The organism is Haloarcula sediminis (genome assembly GCF_035656455.1).
Classification (GTDB): Archaea; Halobacteriota; Halobacteria; order Halobacteriales; family Haloarculaceae; genus Haloarcula; species Haloarcula sediminis.
In genome coordinates, this window is sequence record NZ_JAYMGA010000007.1 from 151,018 (window position 1) to 166,936 (window position 15,919).

A 15,919-nucleotide genomic window follows, 5' to 3' on the forward strand; every position below is an offset into this window, starting at 1 on the left:
CACGCCCCGTCAGGACGGCCCCGGCGTCCCGGTCACTCGGGTTTCCGGGCCTCGATGGTCGCCGAGACGAGGTAGTCGCTGGGGTCGTAGTCGTCGGCCCACTCGCGGATGAACGTCTCGCTGTCGTCTTTGGGCGCGATGTCGACGGCCTCGAAGCCGGCGTCGACGAGCATCCGTTCGAGCGCGTCGACGGTCGCCGCGCCGGCCACACACGCGGCCAGCGAGCCGGGATCACGCGTCACCTCGGGCGGGAAATCGGCCGTCTGGACCACGTCCGAGATGGCGAGTCGACCGCCGGGACGGAGCGCCCTGAACGCCTCGCGGAACACCTGCGGTTTGTCCGGCGAGAGGTTGACGACGCAGTTCGAGATGACCGCGTCGACGCTGGCGTCGGTGACGGGCAGATGTTCGATTTCACCGAGGCGAAACTCGACGTTGGCGGCGTCGTTCGCTCCGGCGTTCGTCCGCGCCTTCTCCACCATCTCGGGCGTCATGTCGACGCCGACGACACGACCCTCGGGCCCGACGGCGTCGGCCGCGAGAAAGCAGTCGAAGCCGGCGCCGGACCCGAGGTCCAGCACTGTCTCGCCGGCGTCGAGGTCGGCGATAGCCTGCGGGTTCCCACAGCCCAGCCCGAGGTTGGCCTCGCCGGCGACGGCGTCGATAGCGTCGTCATCGTAGCCGAGTTCGCGCGCCGTCACGTCGGCGTCTCCGGTGGTGCTGTCCGTTCCGTCACAGCACCCACTGTCGTCGTCGGGTTCGGGGGCACAGCAGCCGTCGCTGTCGGTGGCGATATCCGCGTAGCGCTCGCGAACGATGCGGCGCTGGTCGCCGTCGGTTCTGTCGGTCACGGTGGGCGTGTCAGTCATCGGTGTGGAGTGTGTCGAGGGTGTTCAGCAGCGACTGTGCAGCCGGCGTCAGGTCGTAGTAGCGCCAGCGACCGTCCTTCTCGCGGCTGACGAGGCCGGCGTCGAACAGCGTCGAGAGCGCGTGGCTCACGGCGCTCTGGCTCAGCCCGACGGCCTCGGGCAACTCACACGCGCAGACGGCGCCGTCGGCGGCCGACAGCAACCGGAGCAGTTCGTATCTGGTGTCGTTGGCGGCGCCGGAGAGCAGGCGCACGTCGGCGGCGAGTTGCTCGTCGTCGATGTCGTGGGCCAGCGGTTCACAGCAGTCCCGGTCGTCGGTCCGTTGGTTCTGTGCCATCTACCTTGATTTGATATATGAGCATATATGCATATGAGTGTTCCGTCGGCGGTGATACCGGTGTTACCGGGTAACAGCCGTGTCCGGGAGCGTTTTTGCGTGGTGGCTGCGATGGACCCGTATGGCATCAAACAAGGACGGCTACGCCGAGACCGTCGACTACGACGAATCGCTTGACACCCACCCCACGGACGAGGAGCTCGACGCCGCCGTCGAGAACCTCGAAGCGAGCGGCTTCGACGTGGTCGTCGTCGAGGACGCCGACGCCGCGCTGGCGGAGGTTAACTCGCAGATTCCGGCCGGCGCCGGCGTGATGGACGGCCACTCGACGACGCTCGAAGAGATCGGCTTCATGGACCACCTCATGGAGGGCGACCACGACTGGGACAACCGCCACGCCGAGGTGTACGGCATCGACGACGACGCCGAGCGCCAGCGCGCCCGCCGGGAGGCCCAGGCCAGCGACTACTTCGTCGGGAGCGTCAACGCCATCGCCGCCAGCGGCGAACTCGTCGCCGCCGACGCCTCGGGCAGCCGCGTCGGGGCCTACCCCTTCGCCGCCGCAAACCTCCTGCTCGTCGCCGGCACCAACAAGATCGTCGACAACCTCGACGCCGCGCTCGACCGACTGGAGAAGGTAGCCTATCCGCTGGAGAACGCCCGCGCACAGGACGCCTACGGCGCCGGGAGCATGATCGGCAAGCAGCTCATCTACCGGCAAGAAGCCGAAGAAGGCCGGACGACACTGGTGCTGGTCCGGGAGTCGCTTGGCTACTAGACGGGACGTTCCGTAGGTAGCGGCCCGTTCTGTCTCGCAGCCGCCGTTGCTATCGACACGAAACTGGGCGCGAACGCTTATCGGGCCAGCGCGTGAACTGCGACCAATGACGGCGCCAGCACGCTGGGAGAGTGGTACCCAGTGGTAGACGTTCTCTTCTGGGCGCTGGTGGCCGTCGCCACGCTGACCGGCCTCGTGACCGCCTGGACGCTGGGGGCAAACAGCAACTCGCCGCCGTTCGCGCCCGCTATCGGCGCCAACGCCATCTCGACGATGCGAGCGGCGTTTCTCATCGGTATCCTCGCCGCGCTGGGGGCGCTGACCCAGGGCGGGGCCATCTCCGAGACGGTCGGGGCAGGGCTCATCGACGGCGTCCAGATAACGTCGCTGGCGGCCACCGCGGGCCTGCTGACCGCGACGCTGTTCATGGGTTTTGGCATCTACAGTGGCTACCCCGTCCCGGCCGCGTTCGCGACGACCGGCGCCATGGTCGGTGTCGGGCTCTCGCTGGGCGGTGCGCCCGTCTTCGGGACGTACCAGCGCATCGTTACCTTCTGGGCGCTCGTGCCGCCGGTCTCGGGCGGGCTTGCGTACCTCACCGCGACCATCCTGCGACGGGACGACATTCCCGAGACCGTCGGGGTGCCGCTGCTGGCGGCGGTCGTCGGCGCCATCGTCGCGAACGTCCAGCTGAGCATCGTCCCCGCACCGCCGGGCGCGACTCAGAACTCGCTTGCCGGCTTCGCCGCCATGCTCGTCCCGGCCCCCGGCGTGGCCGTCGTCGCAACGCTGCTGGTGGCGGCGATGAGTTTTGCCTACATCCGGCGGAAGACACAGGCCTCCGTCGACGAGGGTATCAGGACCTTCCTCGTGGCGCTTGGCAGCGTCGTCGCCTTCTCCAGTGGCGGGAGCCAGGTCGGGCTCGCGACCGGCCCGCTGGAGAACCTCTACACGGCGGAGCTGGGGATACCGGGTATCCTCCTGCTCGGCCTCGGTGCGGTCGGGATTCTGGGCGGCGCGTGGATGGGCGCGCCCCGCCTCCTCCAGGCCACCGCACGCGAGTACGCCCAGCTCGGCGTCCGGCGCTCCATCGCCGCCCTGGTCCCCGGCTTCATCATCGCTCAGACGGCCATCGCGCTGGGTATCCCCATCTCCTTTAACAACATCATCATCTCCGGCGTCATCGGCGGCGGCCTGGCAGGGGGCTCTGCGGGCGTCTCCCGGCGGAAAATAGGGGTCACCGTCGGCTTCTGGCTCGTCACGCTCGTCACCTCCGTCGTCGTCGGCTTCGCGCTCTACCGGGCGCTGGCGCTCGTCCTCGCCTGACTACCGCTACCGGACGACCGTCACCGTCACCGACGCCTCGCCGACGACGGCCGTCGCCACCGTCCCGAGCAACCGCCGGGCGACACTGCTCCGGCCCCCGCCGTGGCCCCCCATGACCACGTGGTCGACATCGTGGCCGTCGACAAAGCCGAGGATGGCGTCGGCCGGGTCGCCCGTCTCGACCGCCGTCTCGACGGTCCGGTCGGCCGCTGTGGCCTGGTCGCGGGCCCGCGCGACGAGCCGGTCGGCCCGCGCTTTCGCCTCCACCCGGCGGTCCTTGCCCGGCGCCAGCACGCCGCCCTCGCTCATCGACGTGTCCAGCGGCGCGACGACGTTCAACACCGTGACCCGACAGTCGAACGTCTCCAAGGCGTGTTCGAGCGCGTCGTCGGAAAGCGGCGAGCCGTCGAGCGGGACGAGGACGTGGTCAGGCGGCATGGGCCTAGTGAGTCGTGCAGTGGCAAGTAAGGGGCGGCTGAGTAGGGATGACACTCCCCAATTTGTTACGACTGAAAGAGTAGTTCCACCAGGATTCGAACCTGGGTCGAAGCCCCCAGAAGGCTTCAGGATTGGCCGCTACCCCATGGAACTCTGACATTTTTGCCGCCGGCCGCGGTTGGCGACGCGTATCCTATCTTACCGGTGTGTCGTATTTCAGTGTTGCGGAGTGGCGGGATTATGTCATTCGTCGGCATCCCCCACTTTCTCATCGGCGGTCCGAGCGTAGTCGGGGCGTGTGTAGTGTTCCCGCCTGTGGCAGTTGGTACAGAGAAGCTCACATTTGGCCATCTCCGCGCGGAGTTTATCCTTCGAGTAGCCGTGGGTGACCATCTCACAGATGGTCATTTCCTTGTCGGATCCCTCCCGGTGGTGATAGTCGAGACAGGCCGGGTCGGTCTCATCACAGCGGACACACCCGCCACTCCGTCGTTTTTGTTCATATACCCACGCACGATTCCTTGCACGTCGGTTCAGTGTCCGCTCTCGGTTCCGCTCCCGACTCCGGTAGTGCCAGCGCTGGTCCTGGCTGAGTTCGGCCCACTCCAGGCCATCGAGCAGGTCAACGTCGTCGGGTTTCGGCTCGACACGCGTTCCGGTCGAGGCGTTCGTCGCCAGCCCGGCCGCTTCCTTCGCCTCGTTCCAGCCGACCATCACGCGCTGGATAGTCGCCGAAGCGGGCGTCAGCCCGAGTTCCTCGTAGGCGGCTTTGGTCGGCGACTCGCCGAGTCGGTCGGCAGCTTCCCGCAACGCCTCGATACAGTCGTCCTCGCTCGCCATGGCGAGGCCTGGTCGCGTACCGGTTTTTCAACGTTCGGAGCTGTCACACATCGACACGGCTTTGCCACGCTGGGCGCGAGAGACCTGTATGTACGTCGGACGCTTCGTCGTCGTCGGCCCAACGGTCGGCGCGTACCGTGTCTCCTCGCGCTCGTTCCCGAACCGCCAGGCAGTACAGCGTGACGGCACCGTCACCGTCGAGCCGACGCCGGACGCCCCCGAGACGGACAACCCCTACATCTCCTACAACGGCGTCCGGCTCACCGACCGGGGCGCGGTCGTGGGCAACGGCTCCCACGTCGACCCCATCGCGGAGAAGCTCGAACTGGGCTACCCCGCGCGGGACGCTATCGCCGAGGCGCTGCTCGCGCTGGACTTCGAGAAGGACGACTACGACACGCCACGCATCGCGGGCATCGTCGGTGTCGACGCCGCGGACCCGACGACGCGGGCCGACGGGCCGGGCGCGGTCATCGGCACCGTCCGCCGGGACGCTCTCGTCGTCGAAGAGGTCACCGAGCCGACGCTCGTGGCGACCTACGAGGAGGACAGCCCGACGGTCTTCGACCTCGGGGCCGAAAGCGCCGACGCGGCCGCCCGCGAGGTGTACGACCACGAGTTCGAGCACGCCGTCTGTTCGGCCGGCGTCGCGGGCGAGTCGGGCGAGTTCGACCTCTCGGTGTACAACGGAGCGTAGGTCCCCCGAACGATGGCGGACACTCAAGACCCCCGGCGCAGTAGTACCACGGCATGAAAGTTGGCGTCATCTCCGACATCCACGGCAACCGCGTCGCCCTCCGGGAGGTGCTCGCCGATATGCCCGAGGTCGACAACCTCGTCTGTGCCGGCGACGTCGTGGGGTATAACCCGTGGCACGCGGACTGCGTCGACGCGATGCGGGGCGAGCCCGCGGCGCTGGCCGAGGGGCCCTGGCCGACCGTCCCCATCCCGACGGTGATGGGCAACCACGACCGGGCAGTGGCCGGCGAGACCCCGTTCACGTTCAACGGGATGGCCCAGGCCGGCGTCGAACACGCCAAGGGACAGCTCGACGACGACCAGTTCGACTGGCTCGCAGGGCTTCCCGACGAACGGCTGCTGTTCGACGACCGCGTGAAAATCGTCCACGGCCACCCGAAGGACCCTGACCACTACACCTACCCCGAGGAGTTCAGCCCCGAACTGCTGGACGGCGAGGAGCTGCTGATCATGGGCCACACGCACCACCAGCACCACGAGGTGTACGGCGAGGGTATCGTCTGCAACCCCGGCAGCGTCGGCCAGCCCCGCGACGGGAACCACCGCGCGGCCTACGCCGTCGTCGACCTCGACGAACGGACCGTCGACGAACACCGCGTCGACTACGACACGACGGCAGTCATCGACGCCGTCGAGGATGCCGGCCTCCCCCGGGAGATCGGCTTCCGGCTGACGCAGGGGCGGTAGCGAGCCGGCGGAACCCGCACAGCTTTGTACCGCGGCCGAAACACCACCCGGTTGACGGATGAATCCCTACGCCCTCCTCGCGGCCGGAATACTGTCTGAACTGGTCGGGACCACCGCCCTGAAACTCTCCGATGGGTTCTCGAAGCCGCTCCCCACGCTCGGTGTCCTCGTCGGCTACGGGCTGGCCTTCTATCTCGTCTCGCTGACCCTCGAAGAGCTGCCGCTCGGCCTCGTCTACGGGACGTGGGCCGCGCTGGGCATCGTCGGCGTGACGGCCATCGGGATCGTCGCCTTCGGCGAACAGCTCGACCCGGCCGGCGCCGTCGGCGTCGCGCTCATCGTCGCCGGCGTCTACTGCATCAACGTCGTCTCGGAGATGTCCGTCCACTGAACCCGGAGCGTTGTGGCCGTGAGCGAGTGGACTGGCGTCGCCAGTCCCGAGCGAAGACGGGGAAGGGCAGGCTGTGTCCCAGTAGACACAAACAGTTTATACGCAGTAAGCATCCGGCGAGCGAAGCGAGCCGGTTCCACCGCGACGAGCCGACTAACGCACGCCTCCGGCGTGCGGCAGGAGGCGAAGTCGCGATTTTTCCCCAAGTTTTTGCCGCGGAGGCGTGTCGAGCGCAGTCGCGCTCGACCGCCGGAGCGTGCAAAAAGTGGGTTTAAAAGACGCCCTGGACCAGCTGCAGGGCCTGCTCGCGGTCGTCCCACGGGACGAACACGGAGACGGACGTCGCGGAGGTAACCACGTCATAGATGTGGATGTGGGCGTCGGCGAGCGGTTCGATGACCCGGTACGGCAGCGCGTGCTCGCTCGGGTCGCCGCCGGTGACGCGGATGACGGCGATGCCGTCCTCGACGGTGACAGAGGAGAGGGTGTCATCGTCGACGATGCGGTCGTGGAGCAGCGCCTCGACCTCGTCGGCGTCGTCCTCGGCGACGTAGAAGGTAAGCGAGTCCATGCCCGAGGAGTTGGCGTCGATGTTGATACCGGCGTCGCCGATGGCGGAGGCCAGGTCCGCGAGGATACCGGGGCTGTTGCGGATAGCGCGGCCGGCGACGGTGACACACGCGACGGGCCCCTCGTGGAGGTCGATGAGGTTCTCGAACTCACCCTCGATGGAGGTGCCACCGGTCAGCAGGTCGCCGTGCTGGTAGTGGGCGACGCGGACCCCGAGCTTGGCGTCCTTATACGAGAGTGCGGAGGGGGCGACGACTTCGGCCCCGCGGAAGGAGAGCGAACGGAGTTCGTCGACGCTTATCTTGCCGACGTTGCGGGCGCCCTCGACGACGCGGGGGTCGCCAGTCATGACGCCCTCGACGTCGGTGACGATGACGACCTCGTCGGCGTCCATGTAGTTGCCGAGCATCACGGCGGTGGTGTCGGAGCCGCCCCGACCCAGCGTCGTGATGTTGCCCTCGTGGTCCTCGGCGAGGAACCCGGTGATTATCGGGACGACGTCTTTCATCTGGCCCGCCAGCGCGTGGGCGCGCTGTTTGGTCTCCTCGACGTCGACCTCGCCGTACTCGTCGGTGATGATGGGCCAGTCCTCGCTGCCGGGTTCGAGGAAGACGGCGTCGATGCCGCGGGCGTTCAGCGCGCCCTTGAGCATCCGGACGGAGATGCGCTCGCCCATGGAGACGATCTCGGCGCGGTCCTCGTCGGCGGCGTCGTACTCGATGCCGTCGAGCAACTCGTCGGTCATGTTGCCCATCGCCGAGGCGACGACGCCGACCTCGTGGCCCTGCTGTACCGCGGTCGCGATGGAGTCCGCGGCTCGGTTGATTCGGTCGCCGCTTCCCAGACTGGTACCGCCGAACTTCGCGATTACGCGCATTCGACCACCCTGTGTCCGTGAGTCATGCACGCGGGTTTGCCGTCGCTCGGGATAACTGTGTTCATCTTCCCTGCCACCGGTCGGCGTGGGAGCGGTCGACACACCGTTTATTTGCGTGGGGCACACAGTGTCGGGCATGGAGATACGCGACGCCGTCGAGGCCGACGCCGGGCGTCTCGCCGAACTCGCGGACAGCCCGCCCGACGTGATGCGCAACCTCGTCCACGACCGGACGGTCCGGGTGGCGACCGAGAGCGAGGAGGACGTAGTGGGGTTTGTCAGCTACGACGCCAAACAGGGGACGGTCCACGTGACACAGCTCGCCGGCTCGACGGAGGTCTGTGAGCGCTTGCTGAAAGAGCCGATAACCTTCGCTCAGCGGGAACGCATGGCCGTCGAGTTGCTCGTCCCGGCCGACGAGTCCGAGGTCGAGGCCGCCGTCGAAGCCACCGGCTTTACCGATTCGGGGTCGGGGCCGAAGTTCGCGGGGGAGTCGACGGTCCGGTATCGGTTAGAGCCCGAGGCCGCCGAACAGTAGTGCGAAACCGGGTCGGTAGCGGTAGCTCCCTGCTGTAGTAACCTCACACCGGCGGGAGCTTGGGGAGCGTGGCCATCGGTTTGAACCGCTCGATGTCGCGATCGCCGCGGGCCTCGCTGGCCTGGGTAAACGTCCCCCGGTAGCTGAGGATGTGGCCCGCAAGCGGGTTCTCGACAGTCGCCAGCACGTGGTAGCGCTCGCCGGCCTCGTCGTAGCGGTCCCGGACCTCGACGCCCGCGGCCAACGCATCAGGGAGGGCGACGTACCGACCCGTCCGGTGGAGCCACTGCCGGCCGGCCTCGACGACCAGCGCGCCGTCCTCGACGCGGGGGTGGAGTTCGGTGGCGACGAGCCCGCCCCGACCTAAATAGTCCAGCAGCCGCTTGTTCTGCTCGTCCCACACCGTCACGGAGTCAAAGCGGCGGCGGGTGCCGTCGAAATTAAACACCCGGCGGGTCGTCATAGCCTCGTTCCCGCCGAGTTCGTAGCCGACGGTGGTCACGGCAAAGCGGACATCGTGGCCGGCCTCCGGAAACAGCATGTCACGCGTCGTCATCGCGTACAGCGCGGGGAGCGTGTGGACCCCGCGGGAGATGTCCATCCGACCGCGGCCGACGGTGACGCCGTCCCCGGGACCGAGGGCGTAGCGTTCCCGGACCTTCGGATGGAGGTCGTCGGCCGCCTCGCCCAGCGCCCGCTCGTAGACGCCGGTCATACGTCGCCCCGGGTGCGAGCGAGGGTCATCGGCGCTGTGCGGGACGGACGGAAAGCGGGGGCCTCCATACCGTGTTGGTTTCAGTCGGAGAGCGAATAAAACTGTGTGGGAGTCCGTCACAGTGGGACCCAGCCGGCGAAAGCTATTTTCCGATATATCTACGAGTTACCATGAAGGGTAATGGGACAGGGGACAGCACGGGGTATGGCGTCGCTCATCGGAGTCTTGCTGATGGTCGGCGTAGTGGTGGTCGTCGCCGCGACGATGACGGTCTTCGTGTTCGATATCGGCTCGGGCGTGTCGTCCCCGGCGCCGACGGCCGAGACCGACTACGAACTCGTCGCCGACGGCGACGAGCGGACCATCGCGATTACGCTCACTGCCGGTGACGCGATAGCGACGGAGAAACTCTACGTGGTCGGGTCGAAGGATATCGACATCGGCGGAGCCCCGGGGAGTGACACACCGGCACTGGAGGAGCACGCGTCGGAGCTGGAGACGTTCACCGAGTCCAGCGGCGACAATTCGCCACAGGTCGGCATCGGGGAGACCTGGGACGCCGGCGAAACAGTGTACATCGACCCGGTGGACGGCGTCGACGGGGTCAGGATCACGATCTACTGGACGAGTGAGACTGTCGAAGGGATCAATCCCGGCCAGCCGGAGGGCGAACACTCCTACAAGATCAGCGAGTTTACCGTCAGGGGCTGATCGGTTCGGGGTCGTTACCGGCCGATAGCTGCATCGATAGCAGTGATACGGTTGTCGTGAGAGACGCCTACCCTGTGAGCGGACGACCCGCTCTCGCTATCGGCGCCGCTACTCCGTCGAGCGGAGTTTTCGGTAGAGATACGCGAGGCCGACGCCGCCGGCGAGCAACGCCAGCGGCGAGGTTGCGGCCGTCGATGCTTTCTGTCGAAGCGACTGGCCGACAGAGGACGACGCACCGATGTGGTCGAGCACCGCGTCGGTGCTGTTTGCGACCGGTTCGGGGTCGTTGCCGGCCGCGGCAGCCGCGTCGGGGTCCTTGAGCAGGTGGCCCGTCGTCAGGCAGACGACCGACTCGTCGGCCCCGACGACACCCTCCTCGCGGAGTTTGTGGAGGCCGGCGACGGAGGCCGCGGAGGCCGGTTCGACGCCGACGCCCTCGCCGGCGATCTCGCGCTGGGCCTCGGTGATTTCGTCGTCGGAGACGGCGACGGCGGTGCCGCCGGTGGCGCGGATGCCGGGCAGAGCTTTCGGGGCGTTGACCGGGTTGCCGATGCGGATGGCGGTCGCGATGGTCTCGACATCGTCCCAGCGGCGGACCTCGTCGTTGCCCTCCTCGATGGCCTCGACCATCGGGGCGGCGCCCTCGGCCTGGACGCCGGTGAGTTTGGGCACCTGGTCCTCCGTGATGGCGCCCGATTTGACGAGCTCGCGGAAGCACTTGTACAGCGCGGCGGTGTTGCCCGCGTTGCCGACGGGGAGGACGATGCGGTCGGGGTACTCGCCGTAGTCCTCGTAGTGTTCCTCCATGATTTCGAGGCCGATTGTCTTCTGGCCCTCCAGGCGGAACGGGTTCAGCGAGTTCAACAGATACGCCTCGCCCAGCTGGGCGAGGTCCTGGACGATGTCGAGACACTGGTCGAAGTTGCCGTCGACCTCGAGGATGCGGGCTCGGTGGAGGGCCGCCTGGGCTATCTTGCCGGCGGCGACCTTCCCGGCCGGCAGCAAGACAAGCGTCTCCAGCCCGGCGCGGGCGCCGTAGGCGGCAAGCGCCGCGGAGGTGTTGCCCGTCGAGGCACACGCCAGCCGGTCGACGCCGACCTCCTTGGCCACCCGGACGCCGACGGTCATGCCCCGGTCTTTGAAGCTCCCGGTGGGGTTCATCCCCTCGTGTTTCACGCGGAGGCTGTCGACGCCAGCCGCGTTCTCGATGCGTGGGACCTCGTGCAGCGGCGTGTTCCCCTCCGGGAGCGTGACGCCCACGTCGAAGGGCAGGGCGGCGTGGTAACGCCAGACGCCCGACCCCTCGCCCTCGAAGTCCTCGAAGGTCGGCAGGTCGGCGTAGCGCACCTCCAGTAGCCCGTCGCAGTGGTCGCAGGTGTAGCGGATGTCGTCGAATGGGGCGAACGTCTCCCCGCACTCGATACAGGAGAGCCAGACGCCGTCGTCGGCATCCGGGGGCACGTCGTCGGTGAGTTGCAGGTCGGCCATTACCGGTGGGACGGCCCCATCGGGCAAAAGTCGGACGGTTACGAGCCGGACGAGTCGGCTCCGGCAGATACTGGCGAACGTGACCCGACGGGGGCGTCGGTCAGCCCTCGTCGCCCTCGAACGCGTCGATGCTGTCGTGGACCGCCGCGGCCCACCTGTCCAGTGCCTCGTGCATCAGCTCCCGGGCTTCCTCAAGCGGCGTCGCGGTGTACTGGTAGACGTGGCCGCCGCCGTCGAGCAGGCGGCGTTCGCGCTCGGCCAGGCCCTTCTCCCGCAGCGTCGACAGCGAGCGGTTCACGTTCGAGCGGTCCCGCTCCAGCGCGGTCGCCAGCTCCTCGACGGTGCTACCCGGGGCCGAAAGCAGCGTCCGGTAGGTCCGGACCTCGTGGGCCTGGACGCCGAAGACGCAGGCCATCACCTCCGCGAGGTCAGGCTCGTCGGTGGCCATCAGGTCGCGGAACTGCTCTGGCGAGGGGTCGAGACTCATACACGAGCCGGTAGACGCGCCGGGCGCATAAACGGGGTCGTTACCCCTGGCTCACCCGGCCTCCCGACCGTATCCCCTGTCGGTGGAGCGCCGAGTGGTCACAGTCGACGAAAGGGTAACGTTTCGGGTGGAACTGCTGTGACAACCGTTCTCTGCCGACGGAGACGTGGTGCCGGTTCGAGTGGAAGCGTCGGTGTTCACCGCTGTGGTCACCGCCTTTCCGTTGAGAACTGTTCGCATACGTATCCAAAAGGGTAGTGTTTCGGGTGGAACTATCGGCTGTGTCCGGCGACCACACACAGGATAGCGCCGCGACCCCGAGTCGTCAGCCCTGCTCCGGCCGTGCCTCAATGAGGGTGACCGTACCGAGCAAGAGCGATTCGCTGTCGACAACGGTCAGGTCCGTCCGGTCGAAATGGGCGAGTGGCTCCTGGGTCCACCGGCAGCCGTGTCGCTCGTAGTGGGTGTCGGCACGCCAGTCCTGGAGTCGGCCGAGGAGTTCGGCGTCGCTACGTCCGTGTTCGAGCAGTAACACGCGGCCGTCGGGGCGACAGACTCGCGCCATCTCCGACAGGGCCGCGACCGGGTCGGGGAAGGTACACGTCGAGAGCGCGGAGACGACCATATCGAAGCTGTCGTCGGGGAACTGAAGCGCCTGGGCGTCCATCCGGTATATCGTCCCGCCGCGGCCGATGCTGTCGAGTTCGGCCCGCGCCGCCGCGACCATGTCGGCGCTGATGTCGACGCCGACCAGCTGAGCGGTGGGCGGCAGATACCGGAAGTTCGTCCCCGTCCCACAGGCGACATCGAGCACCCGCCCGCCCGCGTCGGCGAACGCACGCTTCCGGAGCGGGCCGCTGAACAGCCGGTTGGCCCAGTCCCACCGGTCGTACTGCTCGGCCAGTTCGTCGTAGAGGTCGGCGATGTCCGCACTGGACATAGAGCGGGTTCGCGACGGGTCGGCACCGTCGCTGTCCGTCGGGTCGGCCGCGTTCGGGGGGCTGTGTGAGGACATCGGTCTGTGTGGCCGTACCGATAGCTCCGTCCGCGGATGACATATATGCTGTCCGTGCGACGCCGTTGTCGATGCGCGCCGGGTCCCGCATCTGCCGCCGCAGTCGCGACCCGGCGTGCCCGCTCTGCCCGGTCCGCGACACGACGACAAATATCGGGCCTACCTGAACGGACTTGACCCCGGAGCCCACCATACCATGCATGGGGGACCCGCCATCGCCCGACCCGGACGTGCTTCGAGCGCTCCAGCTGGCCGACGGGTATCTCGACGAGGCCGAAGACCTCCTGTGGACCGCCGCCACGGAGAGCGGCTCCGAGGAGGTCAGCGCGTCCATCGAGGAACTCACCCAGGACGTGTGGGACCTGCAGGGCAGACTCGAAGCGCTCCAGGAGGAGTTCGAGACCGAGTAAGCGGCGGGCGCTACGTGGGGTCGGTGTACCAGTACGCCCACAGAATCAACACGCCCTGGAGGGGCAGCCGTCCCCACCGAGCGAGCGGGGACGGGTCGCCCCCGCCGGGCATCCCCGCGACGGCGACCCCGCTTGTCGCCATGTAGACGTTCGCGGGGAAGATAGCGAGGAGCAACGCGATGGTCGCCCACGCCGCGTACCGCCGGGTCGGCGGCCACAGGAGCCCGACGCCCACGGCGACCTCGGCGAGCCCGGACAGATACACCAGCGCGAGCGGCGCGGGCAGGACCGGCGGAACGATCTGGACGTACAGCGCCGGGACGACGAAGTGCAAGAGCCCCGCGACGACGTATGCGGGCCCCATGACGTACAGCAGCGGGCGTTTGAGGGCTGCAAGGCCAGTGGGCATCTGTGCCCAGCTACGGCGACGGCAGTGAAGCGGTTTGGGGTGTCGCCCCGCGTCCACAGCGCAGTGTATCGAGGGGGTTGCACTCGCAAGTCGACCGGCTATCTGCACCGAGCGCCATCACGTAGGCATGACCTCACAGCTGACGGTAAAGGCCGTCGAGGAGCACGGCAACCACTACCACGTCCGGTTTCGCGACGAGGAGGAGCTGGACAACCTCGAAACACCGGACTGGGCGGCGGACCTCGCCGAGTCGGAAGCCCCGGGAAGCGACGTCCGGATGGGCGAGGACGACACGGACAAGTGGGTCGTCCAGAGCGTCCGCGTCCCCGTCGGCCTCGTCGACGGCGAGGACGACGCCTCCCGGAAGGCCCTGCAGGTCGTCACCGTCGTCAGCGAACACGACGCGCCCGAGTCGGAGTGATTGGTCGAGAGCGTTGCCGTGGCCGGCCAAAAGAAAGGGGGAGCCAGTCCCACCGGTATCGAACCGGGCCGACACGGAAGGCGTCGGTAGAACCACCGTGACGGAAGCCAACCGCGTGAGTGGGGGTCCGGAAGGGTGTCGGCGGATAGCGGGGACACTTTACCCCAGCCGTCCGTCCTCGCGGGCATGCCGACCAAACAGCAGACAATGGAGAGCATCGTCGATAGCGGCGTCGTCGCCGTACTGCGTGACATTCCCGAGGACGACGTGGTCGACGTTGCGAAGGCGATCTACGAGGCCGGTGTGACCGCACTGGAACTGACCGCGGACGCGAAACGGTGCTCGGAGCTGATCGCCGACGTGGACCGCGCGCTCGGCGACACCGACGCGGTCGTCGGTGCGGGGACGGTTCGCGACGCGGCGACCGCTCGGAACGTCATCGAGGCTGGTGCGGAGTTCGTGCTGGCGCCGAATATCAGCGAGGACGTCATCGAGGTGTGCAACCGGGAGACTGTCGTCGCCGTCCCGGGCGTGATGACGCCGACCGAGGCCGACCGGGCGATGGCCGCGGGTGCGGACGTACTGAAGATGTTCCCCGCGTCGACCGTCGGTCCGGGCCACATCGGTGCGCTCCAGGGCCCGCTGGGTGATGTGCCTATCATGCCGACCGGCGGCGTCTCGACGGACAACGTCGCGGAGTACTTCGACGCCGGTGCGATGGCTGTCGGCGCCGGCTCCGCACTGGTCGACTACGAGGCCATCGAGAACGGCGACATGGAGCGCGTCCGCGAGTCGGCGGCCGAGTTCGTCCGGGCCGTCGAAGACGCACGGAACTGAGCGCTGTCCGGCCAGCGGCCCCGTTACCGGGAGATGCCTGCACTGGCGCCGTCGATGACTGACTCGACCTCCTCGGGACTCACGACGGCGATATCGCCGGGGACCGTCCGCTTGAACGCGGCCGTTGCCGCGGCGTACTCCAGGGCAGCAGGGATGTCCTGTCCGTCGAGGTACTGCGAGAGGAACCCGCCGACGAAGGAATCACCGGTCCCGATCGGATGTGCGTCCGTCGACTCGAAGGTCGGCTGTTCGTAGACGGCGTCCCCGGAGACCGCGAGCGCCGGGTCGGTCCCGCGGGTGAGAACCGTCACTTCGAGGTCGTACGTCTCCGAGAGTTCGGTTGCGATCGCCGCGCTCTCTCCGGACATATCCAACACCTTTCGGGCGTCCCGCTCCGCGATAGTGAACACGTCGACGTCGGGCAAAAGCCCCGTGAGCGTCTCTCTGGCCTCGTCCGGCGACCAGAGCTTCGACCGGTAGTTACAGTCGAAGCTCGTCGTCGTCCCCGCCTCCTGGGCGGCCGCAAGCAGGGCCGCCGTCGTCTCGGAAAGCGTCTCCGACAGCGCCGGCGTGATGCCGGTCGTGTGGAACCCCGCGGCGTTCTCGACTCTCGTCACGGGAAGCTCCGCGGGAGTCGCGGTCGTGACGGCGGCGTCGGTGCGGTCGTAGATGACGGTGTTCCCGCGGGGCGAGTCGCCCGTTTCGAGGTAAAACGTCCCCTGGCGGCCGCTGTCGCTCCAGACGGGGTCGACCGTCACGCCGTGGCTGCGAAGCTCCCCGACGACGCGGCGCGCGACCGGCGAGTCGGGGAGCTTCGAGGTCCAGGCCGCGTCGAGGCCCAGTCGCTGGGCCGCCACGGCGACGTTGCTCTCCGCGCCCGCTGTGTGGACCCTGTACTCGTCTGCGGTCTCGATGCGCTCGTCATCCGGTGGTGAAAACCGCAACATCGTCTCGCCGAACGTCACGAGGTCGTCCATGTTACTGGGGCGCATCAGACCGGTTATAAAACCGGCCGG

At 67.8% G+C, this 15,919-nt stretch carries 21 protein-coding genes and 1 tRNA gene; 10 read left to right on the forward strand and 12 right to left on the reverse strand.

All coding sequences use genetic code 11. The annotated features are described in order from the left end of the window. Positions 1 to 32: 32 nt before the first annotated feature. The gene (gene arsM / locus VJ162_RS13245; RefSeq protein WP_324664959.1) at positions 33 to 869 is read right to left on the reverse strand and encodes an arsenite methyltransferase; all 837 of its coding nucleotides are present in this window, start codon (positions 867 to 869) and stop codon (positions 33 to 35) included. Further along, positions 862 to 1,206, reverse strand: a complete 345-nt coding sequence (locus tag VJ162_RS13250; RefSeq protein WP_324664960.1) for an ArsR/SmtB family transcription factor — start codon at positions 1,204 to 1,206, stop codon at positions 862 to 864. Before VJ162_RS13250 ends, arsM begins: the two co-directional genes overlap by 8 nt. Positions 1,207 to 1,327: 121 nt before the next feature. Between VJ162_RS13250 and VJ162_RS13255 the strand changes: the two genes are divergently transcribed. Beyond that, on the forward strand, positions 1,328 to 1,984 hold the full coding sequence (locus VJ162_RS13255) for a lactate utilization protein (RefSeq protein WP_324664962.1): 657 nt from the start codon (positions 1,328 to 1,330) through the stop codon (positions 1,982 to 1,984). A gap of 141 nt (positions 1,985 to 2,125) precedes the next feature. Then, positions 2,126 to 3,310 (forward strand): inorganic phosphate transporter, encoded by a 1,185-nt coding sequence (locus VJ162_RS13260; RefSeq protein ID WP_324664964.1) that lies wholly within the window; start codon positions 2,126 to 2,128, stop codon positions 3,308 to 3,310. A 6-nt stretch (positions 3,311 to 3,316) separates the two neighbouring features. Here the strand turns inward: VJ162_RS13260 and VJ162_RS13265 are convergent, their stop codons facing one another. From VJ162_RS13265 to VJ162_RS13275, 3 genes are all read right to left on the reverse strand, one after another. Then, a complete protein-coding gene (locus VJ162_RS13265; RefSeq protein ID WP_324664965.1) occupies positions 3,317 to 3,748 on the reverse strand; it encodes a universal stress protein in 432 nt (143 codons plus the stop codon). Between the two features lie 80 nt (positions 3,749 to 3,828). Beyond that, a tRNA-Gln gene (locus tag VJ162_RS13270) sits at positions 3,829 to 3,901 on the reverse strand. A gap of 90 nt (positions 3,902 to 3,991) precedes the next feature. Beyond that, positions 3,992 to 4,588, reverse strand: coding sequence for a homing endonuclease associated repeat-containing protein (locus VJ162_RS13275; protein WP_324664967.1), 597 nt, complete (start codon positions 4,586 to 4,588; stop codon positions 3,992 to 3,994). Between the two features lie 88 nt (positions 4,589 to 4,676). Here VJ162_RS13275 and VJ162_RS13280 point away from each other — a divergent pair, with 88 nt between their 5' ends. The 3 genes from VJ162_RS13280 to VJ162_RS13290 are packed head-to-tail and all read left to right on the forward strand — an operon-like array spanning position 4,677 to position 6,425. Continuing rightward, positions 4,677 to 5,285, forward strand: a complete 609-nt coding sequence (locus tag VJ162_RS13280) for an IMP cyclohydrolase (protein WP_324664968.1) — start codon at positions 4,677 to 4,679, stop codon at positions 5,283 to 5,285. A gap of 53 nt (positions 5,286 to 5,338) precedes the next feature. Continuing rightward, the gene (locus VJ162_RS13285; RefSeq protein ID WP_324664970.1) at positions 5,339 to 6,034 is read left to right on the forward strand and encodes a metallophosphoesterase family protein; all 696 of its coding nucleotides are present in this window, start codon (positions 5,339 to 5,341) and stop codon (positions 6,032 to 6,034) included. A 58-nt stretch (positions 6,035 to 6,092) separates the two neighbouring features. Then, entirely contained in the window at positions 6,093 to 6,425 is a 333-nt protein-coding gene (locus tag VJ162_RS13290) for a DMT family transporter (RefSeq protein ID WP_324664972.1), read from the forward strand. Positions 6,426 to 6,696: 271 nt separating this feature from the next. On the opposite strand, the gene VJ162_RS13295 is transcribed toward VJ162_RS13290, so the two are convergent. Continuing rightward, positions 6,697 to 7,872 carry an aspartate kinase gene (locus VJ162_RS13295; protein ID WP_324664973.1) on the reverse strand — a complete coding sequence of 392 codons (1,176 nt, stop codon included), beginning with the start codon at positions 7,870 to 7,872 and terminating at the stop codon, positions 6,697 to 6,699. Between the two features lie 136 nt (positions 7,873 to 8,008). Between VJ162_RS13295 and VJ162_RS13300 the strand changes: the two genes are divergently transcribed. After that, positions 8,009 to 8,410, forward strand: coding sequence for a hypothetical protein (locus tag VJ162_RS13300; protein ID WP_324664975.1), 402 nt, complete (start codon positions 8,009 to 8,011; stop codon positions 8,408 to 8,410). Positions 8,411 to 8,453: 43 nt separating this feature from the next. Here the strand turns inward: VJ162_RS13300 and VJ162_RS13305 are convergent, their stop codons facing one another. Continuing rightward, positions 8,454 to 9,125, reverse strand: coding sequence for a DUF4166 domain-containing protein (locus VJ162_RS13305; RefSeq protein WP_324664976.1), 672 nt, complete (start codon positions 9,123 to 9,125; stop codon positions 8,454 to 8,456). Positions 9,126 to 9,305: 180 nt separating this feature from the next. Between VJ162_RS13305 and VJ162_RS13310 the strand changes: the two genes are divergently transcribed. After that, the gene (locus VJ162_RS13310) at positions 9,306 to 9,836 is read left to right on the forward strand and encodes a type IV pilin (RefSeq protein ID WP_324664978.1); all 531 of its coding nucleotides are present in this window, start codon (positions 9,306 to 9,308) and stop codon (positions 9,834 to 9,836) included. Between the two features lie 108 nt (positions 9,837 to 9,944). On the opposite strand, the gene thrC is transcribed toward VJ162_RS13310, so the two are convergent. From thrC to VJ162_RS13325, 3 genes are all read right to left on the reverse strand, one after another. Further along, positions 9,945 to 11,324, reverse strand: a complete 1,380-nt coding sequence (thrC, locus tag VJ162_RS13315; protein ID WP_324664980.1) for a threonine synthase — start codon at positions 11,322 to 11,324, stop codon at positions 9,945 to 9,947. Between the two features lie 100 nt (positions 11,325 to 11,424). Continuing rightward, on the reverse strand, positions 11,425 to 11,811 hold the full coding sequence (locus tag VJ162_RS13320; protein ID WP_324664981.1) for a helix-turn-helix domain-containing protein: 387 nt from the start codon (positions 11,809 to 11,811) through the stop codon (positions 11,425 to 11,427). 325 nt (positions 11,812 to 12,136) lie between these two features. Beyond that, positions 12,137 to 12,826 carry a class I SAM-dependent methyltransferase gene (locus tag VJ162_RS13325; RefSeq protein ID WP_324664982.1) on the reverse strand — a complete coding sequence of 230 codons (690 nt, stop codon included), beginning with the start codon at positions 12,824 to 12,826 and terminating at the stop codon, positions 12,137 to 12,139. A 200-nt stretch (positions 12,827 to 13,026) separates the two neighbouring features. Between VJ162_RS13325 and VJ162_RS13330 the strand changes: the two genes are divergently transcribed. Further along, a complete protein-coding gene (locus tag VJ162_RS13330) occupies positions 13,027 to 13,236 on the forward strand; it encodes a hypothetical protein (RefSeq protein WP_324664983.1) in 210 nt (69 codons plus the stop codon). 10 nt (positions 13,237 to 13,246) lie between these two features. On the opposite strand, the gene VJ162_RS13335 is transcribed toward VJ162_RS13330, so the two are convergent. Continuing rightward, positions 13,247 to 13,645, reverse strand: coding sequence for a DoxX family protein (locus VJ162_RS13335; RefSeq protein WP_324664984.1), 399 nt, complete (start codon positions 13,643 to 13,645; stop codon positions 13,247 to 13,249). Between the two features lie 127 nt (positions 13,646 to 13,772). Between VJ162_RS13335 and VJ162_RS13340 the strand changes: the two genes are divergently transcribed. Together VJ162_RS13340 and VJ162_RS13345 are read left to right on the forward strand one after the other, a co-directional pair. Continuing rightward, positions 13,773 to 14,066, forward strand: coding sequence for a hypothetical protein (locus tag VJ162_RS13340; RefSeq protein WP_324664985.1), 294 nt, complete (start codon positions 13,773 to 13,775; stop codon positions 14,064 to 14,066). Positions 14,067 to 14,252: 186 nt separating this feature from the next. After that, positions 14,253 to 14,903, forward strand: coding sequence for a bifunctional 4-hydroxy-2-oxoglutarate aldolase/2-dehydro-3-deoxy-phosphogluconate aldolase (locus VJ162_RS13345; RefSeq protein WP_324664986.1), 651 nt, complete (start codon positions 14,253 to 14,255; stop codon positions 14,901 to 14,903). Positions 14,904 to 14,926: 23 nt separating this feature from the next. Here VJ162_RS13345 and kdgK1 read toward each other — a convergent pair whose 3' ends face one another. Then, positions 14,927 to 15,880 (reverse strand): bifunctional 2-dehydro-3-deoxygluconokinase/2-dehydro-3-deoxygalactonokinase, encoded by a 954-nt coding sequence (gene kdgK1 / locus VJ162_RS13350; protein WP_324664987.1) that lies wholly within the window; start codon positions 15,878 to 15,880, stop codon positions 14,927 to 14,929. Between the last annotated feature and the right edge of the window lie 39 nt (positions 15,881 to 15,919).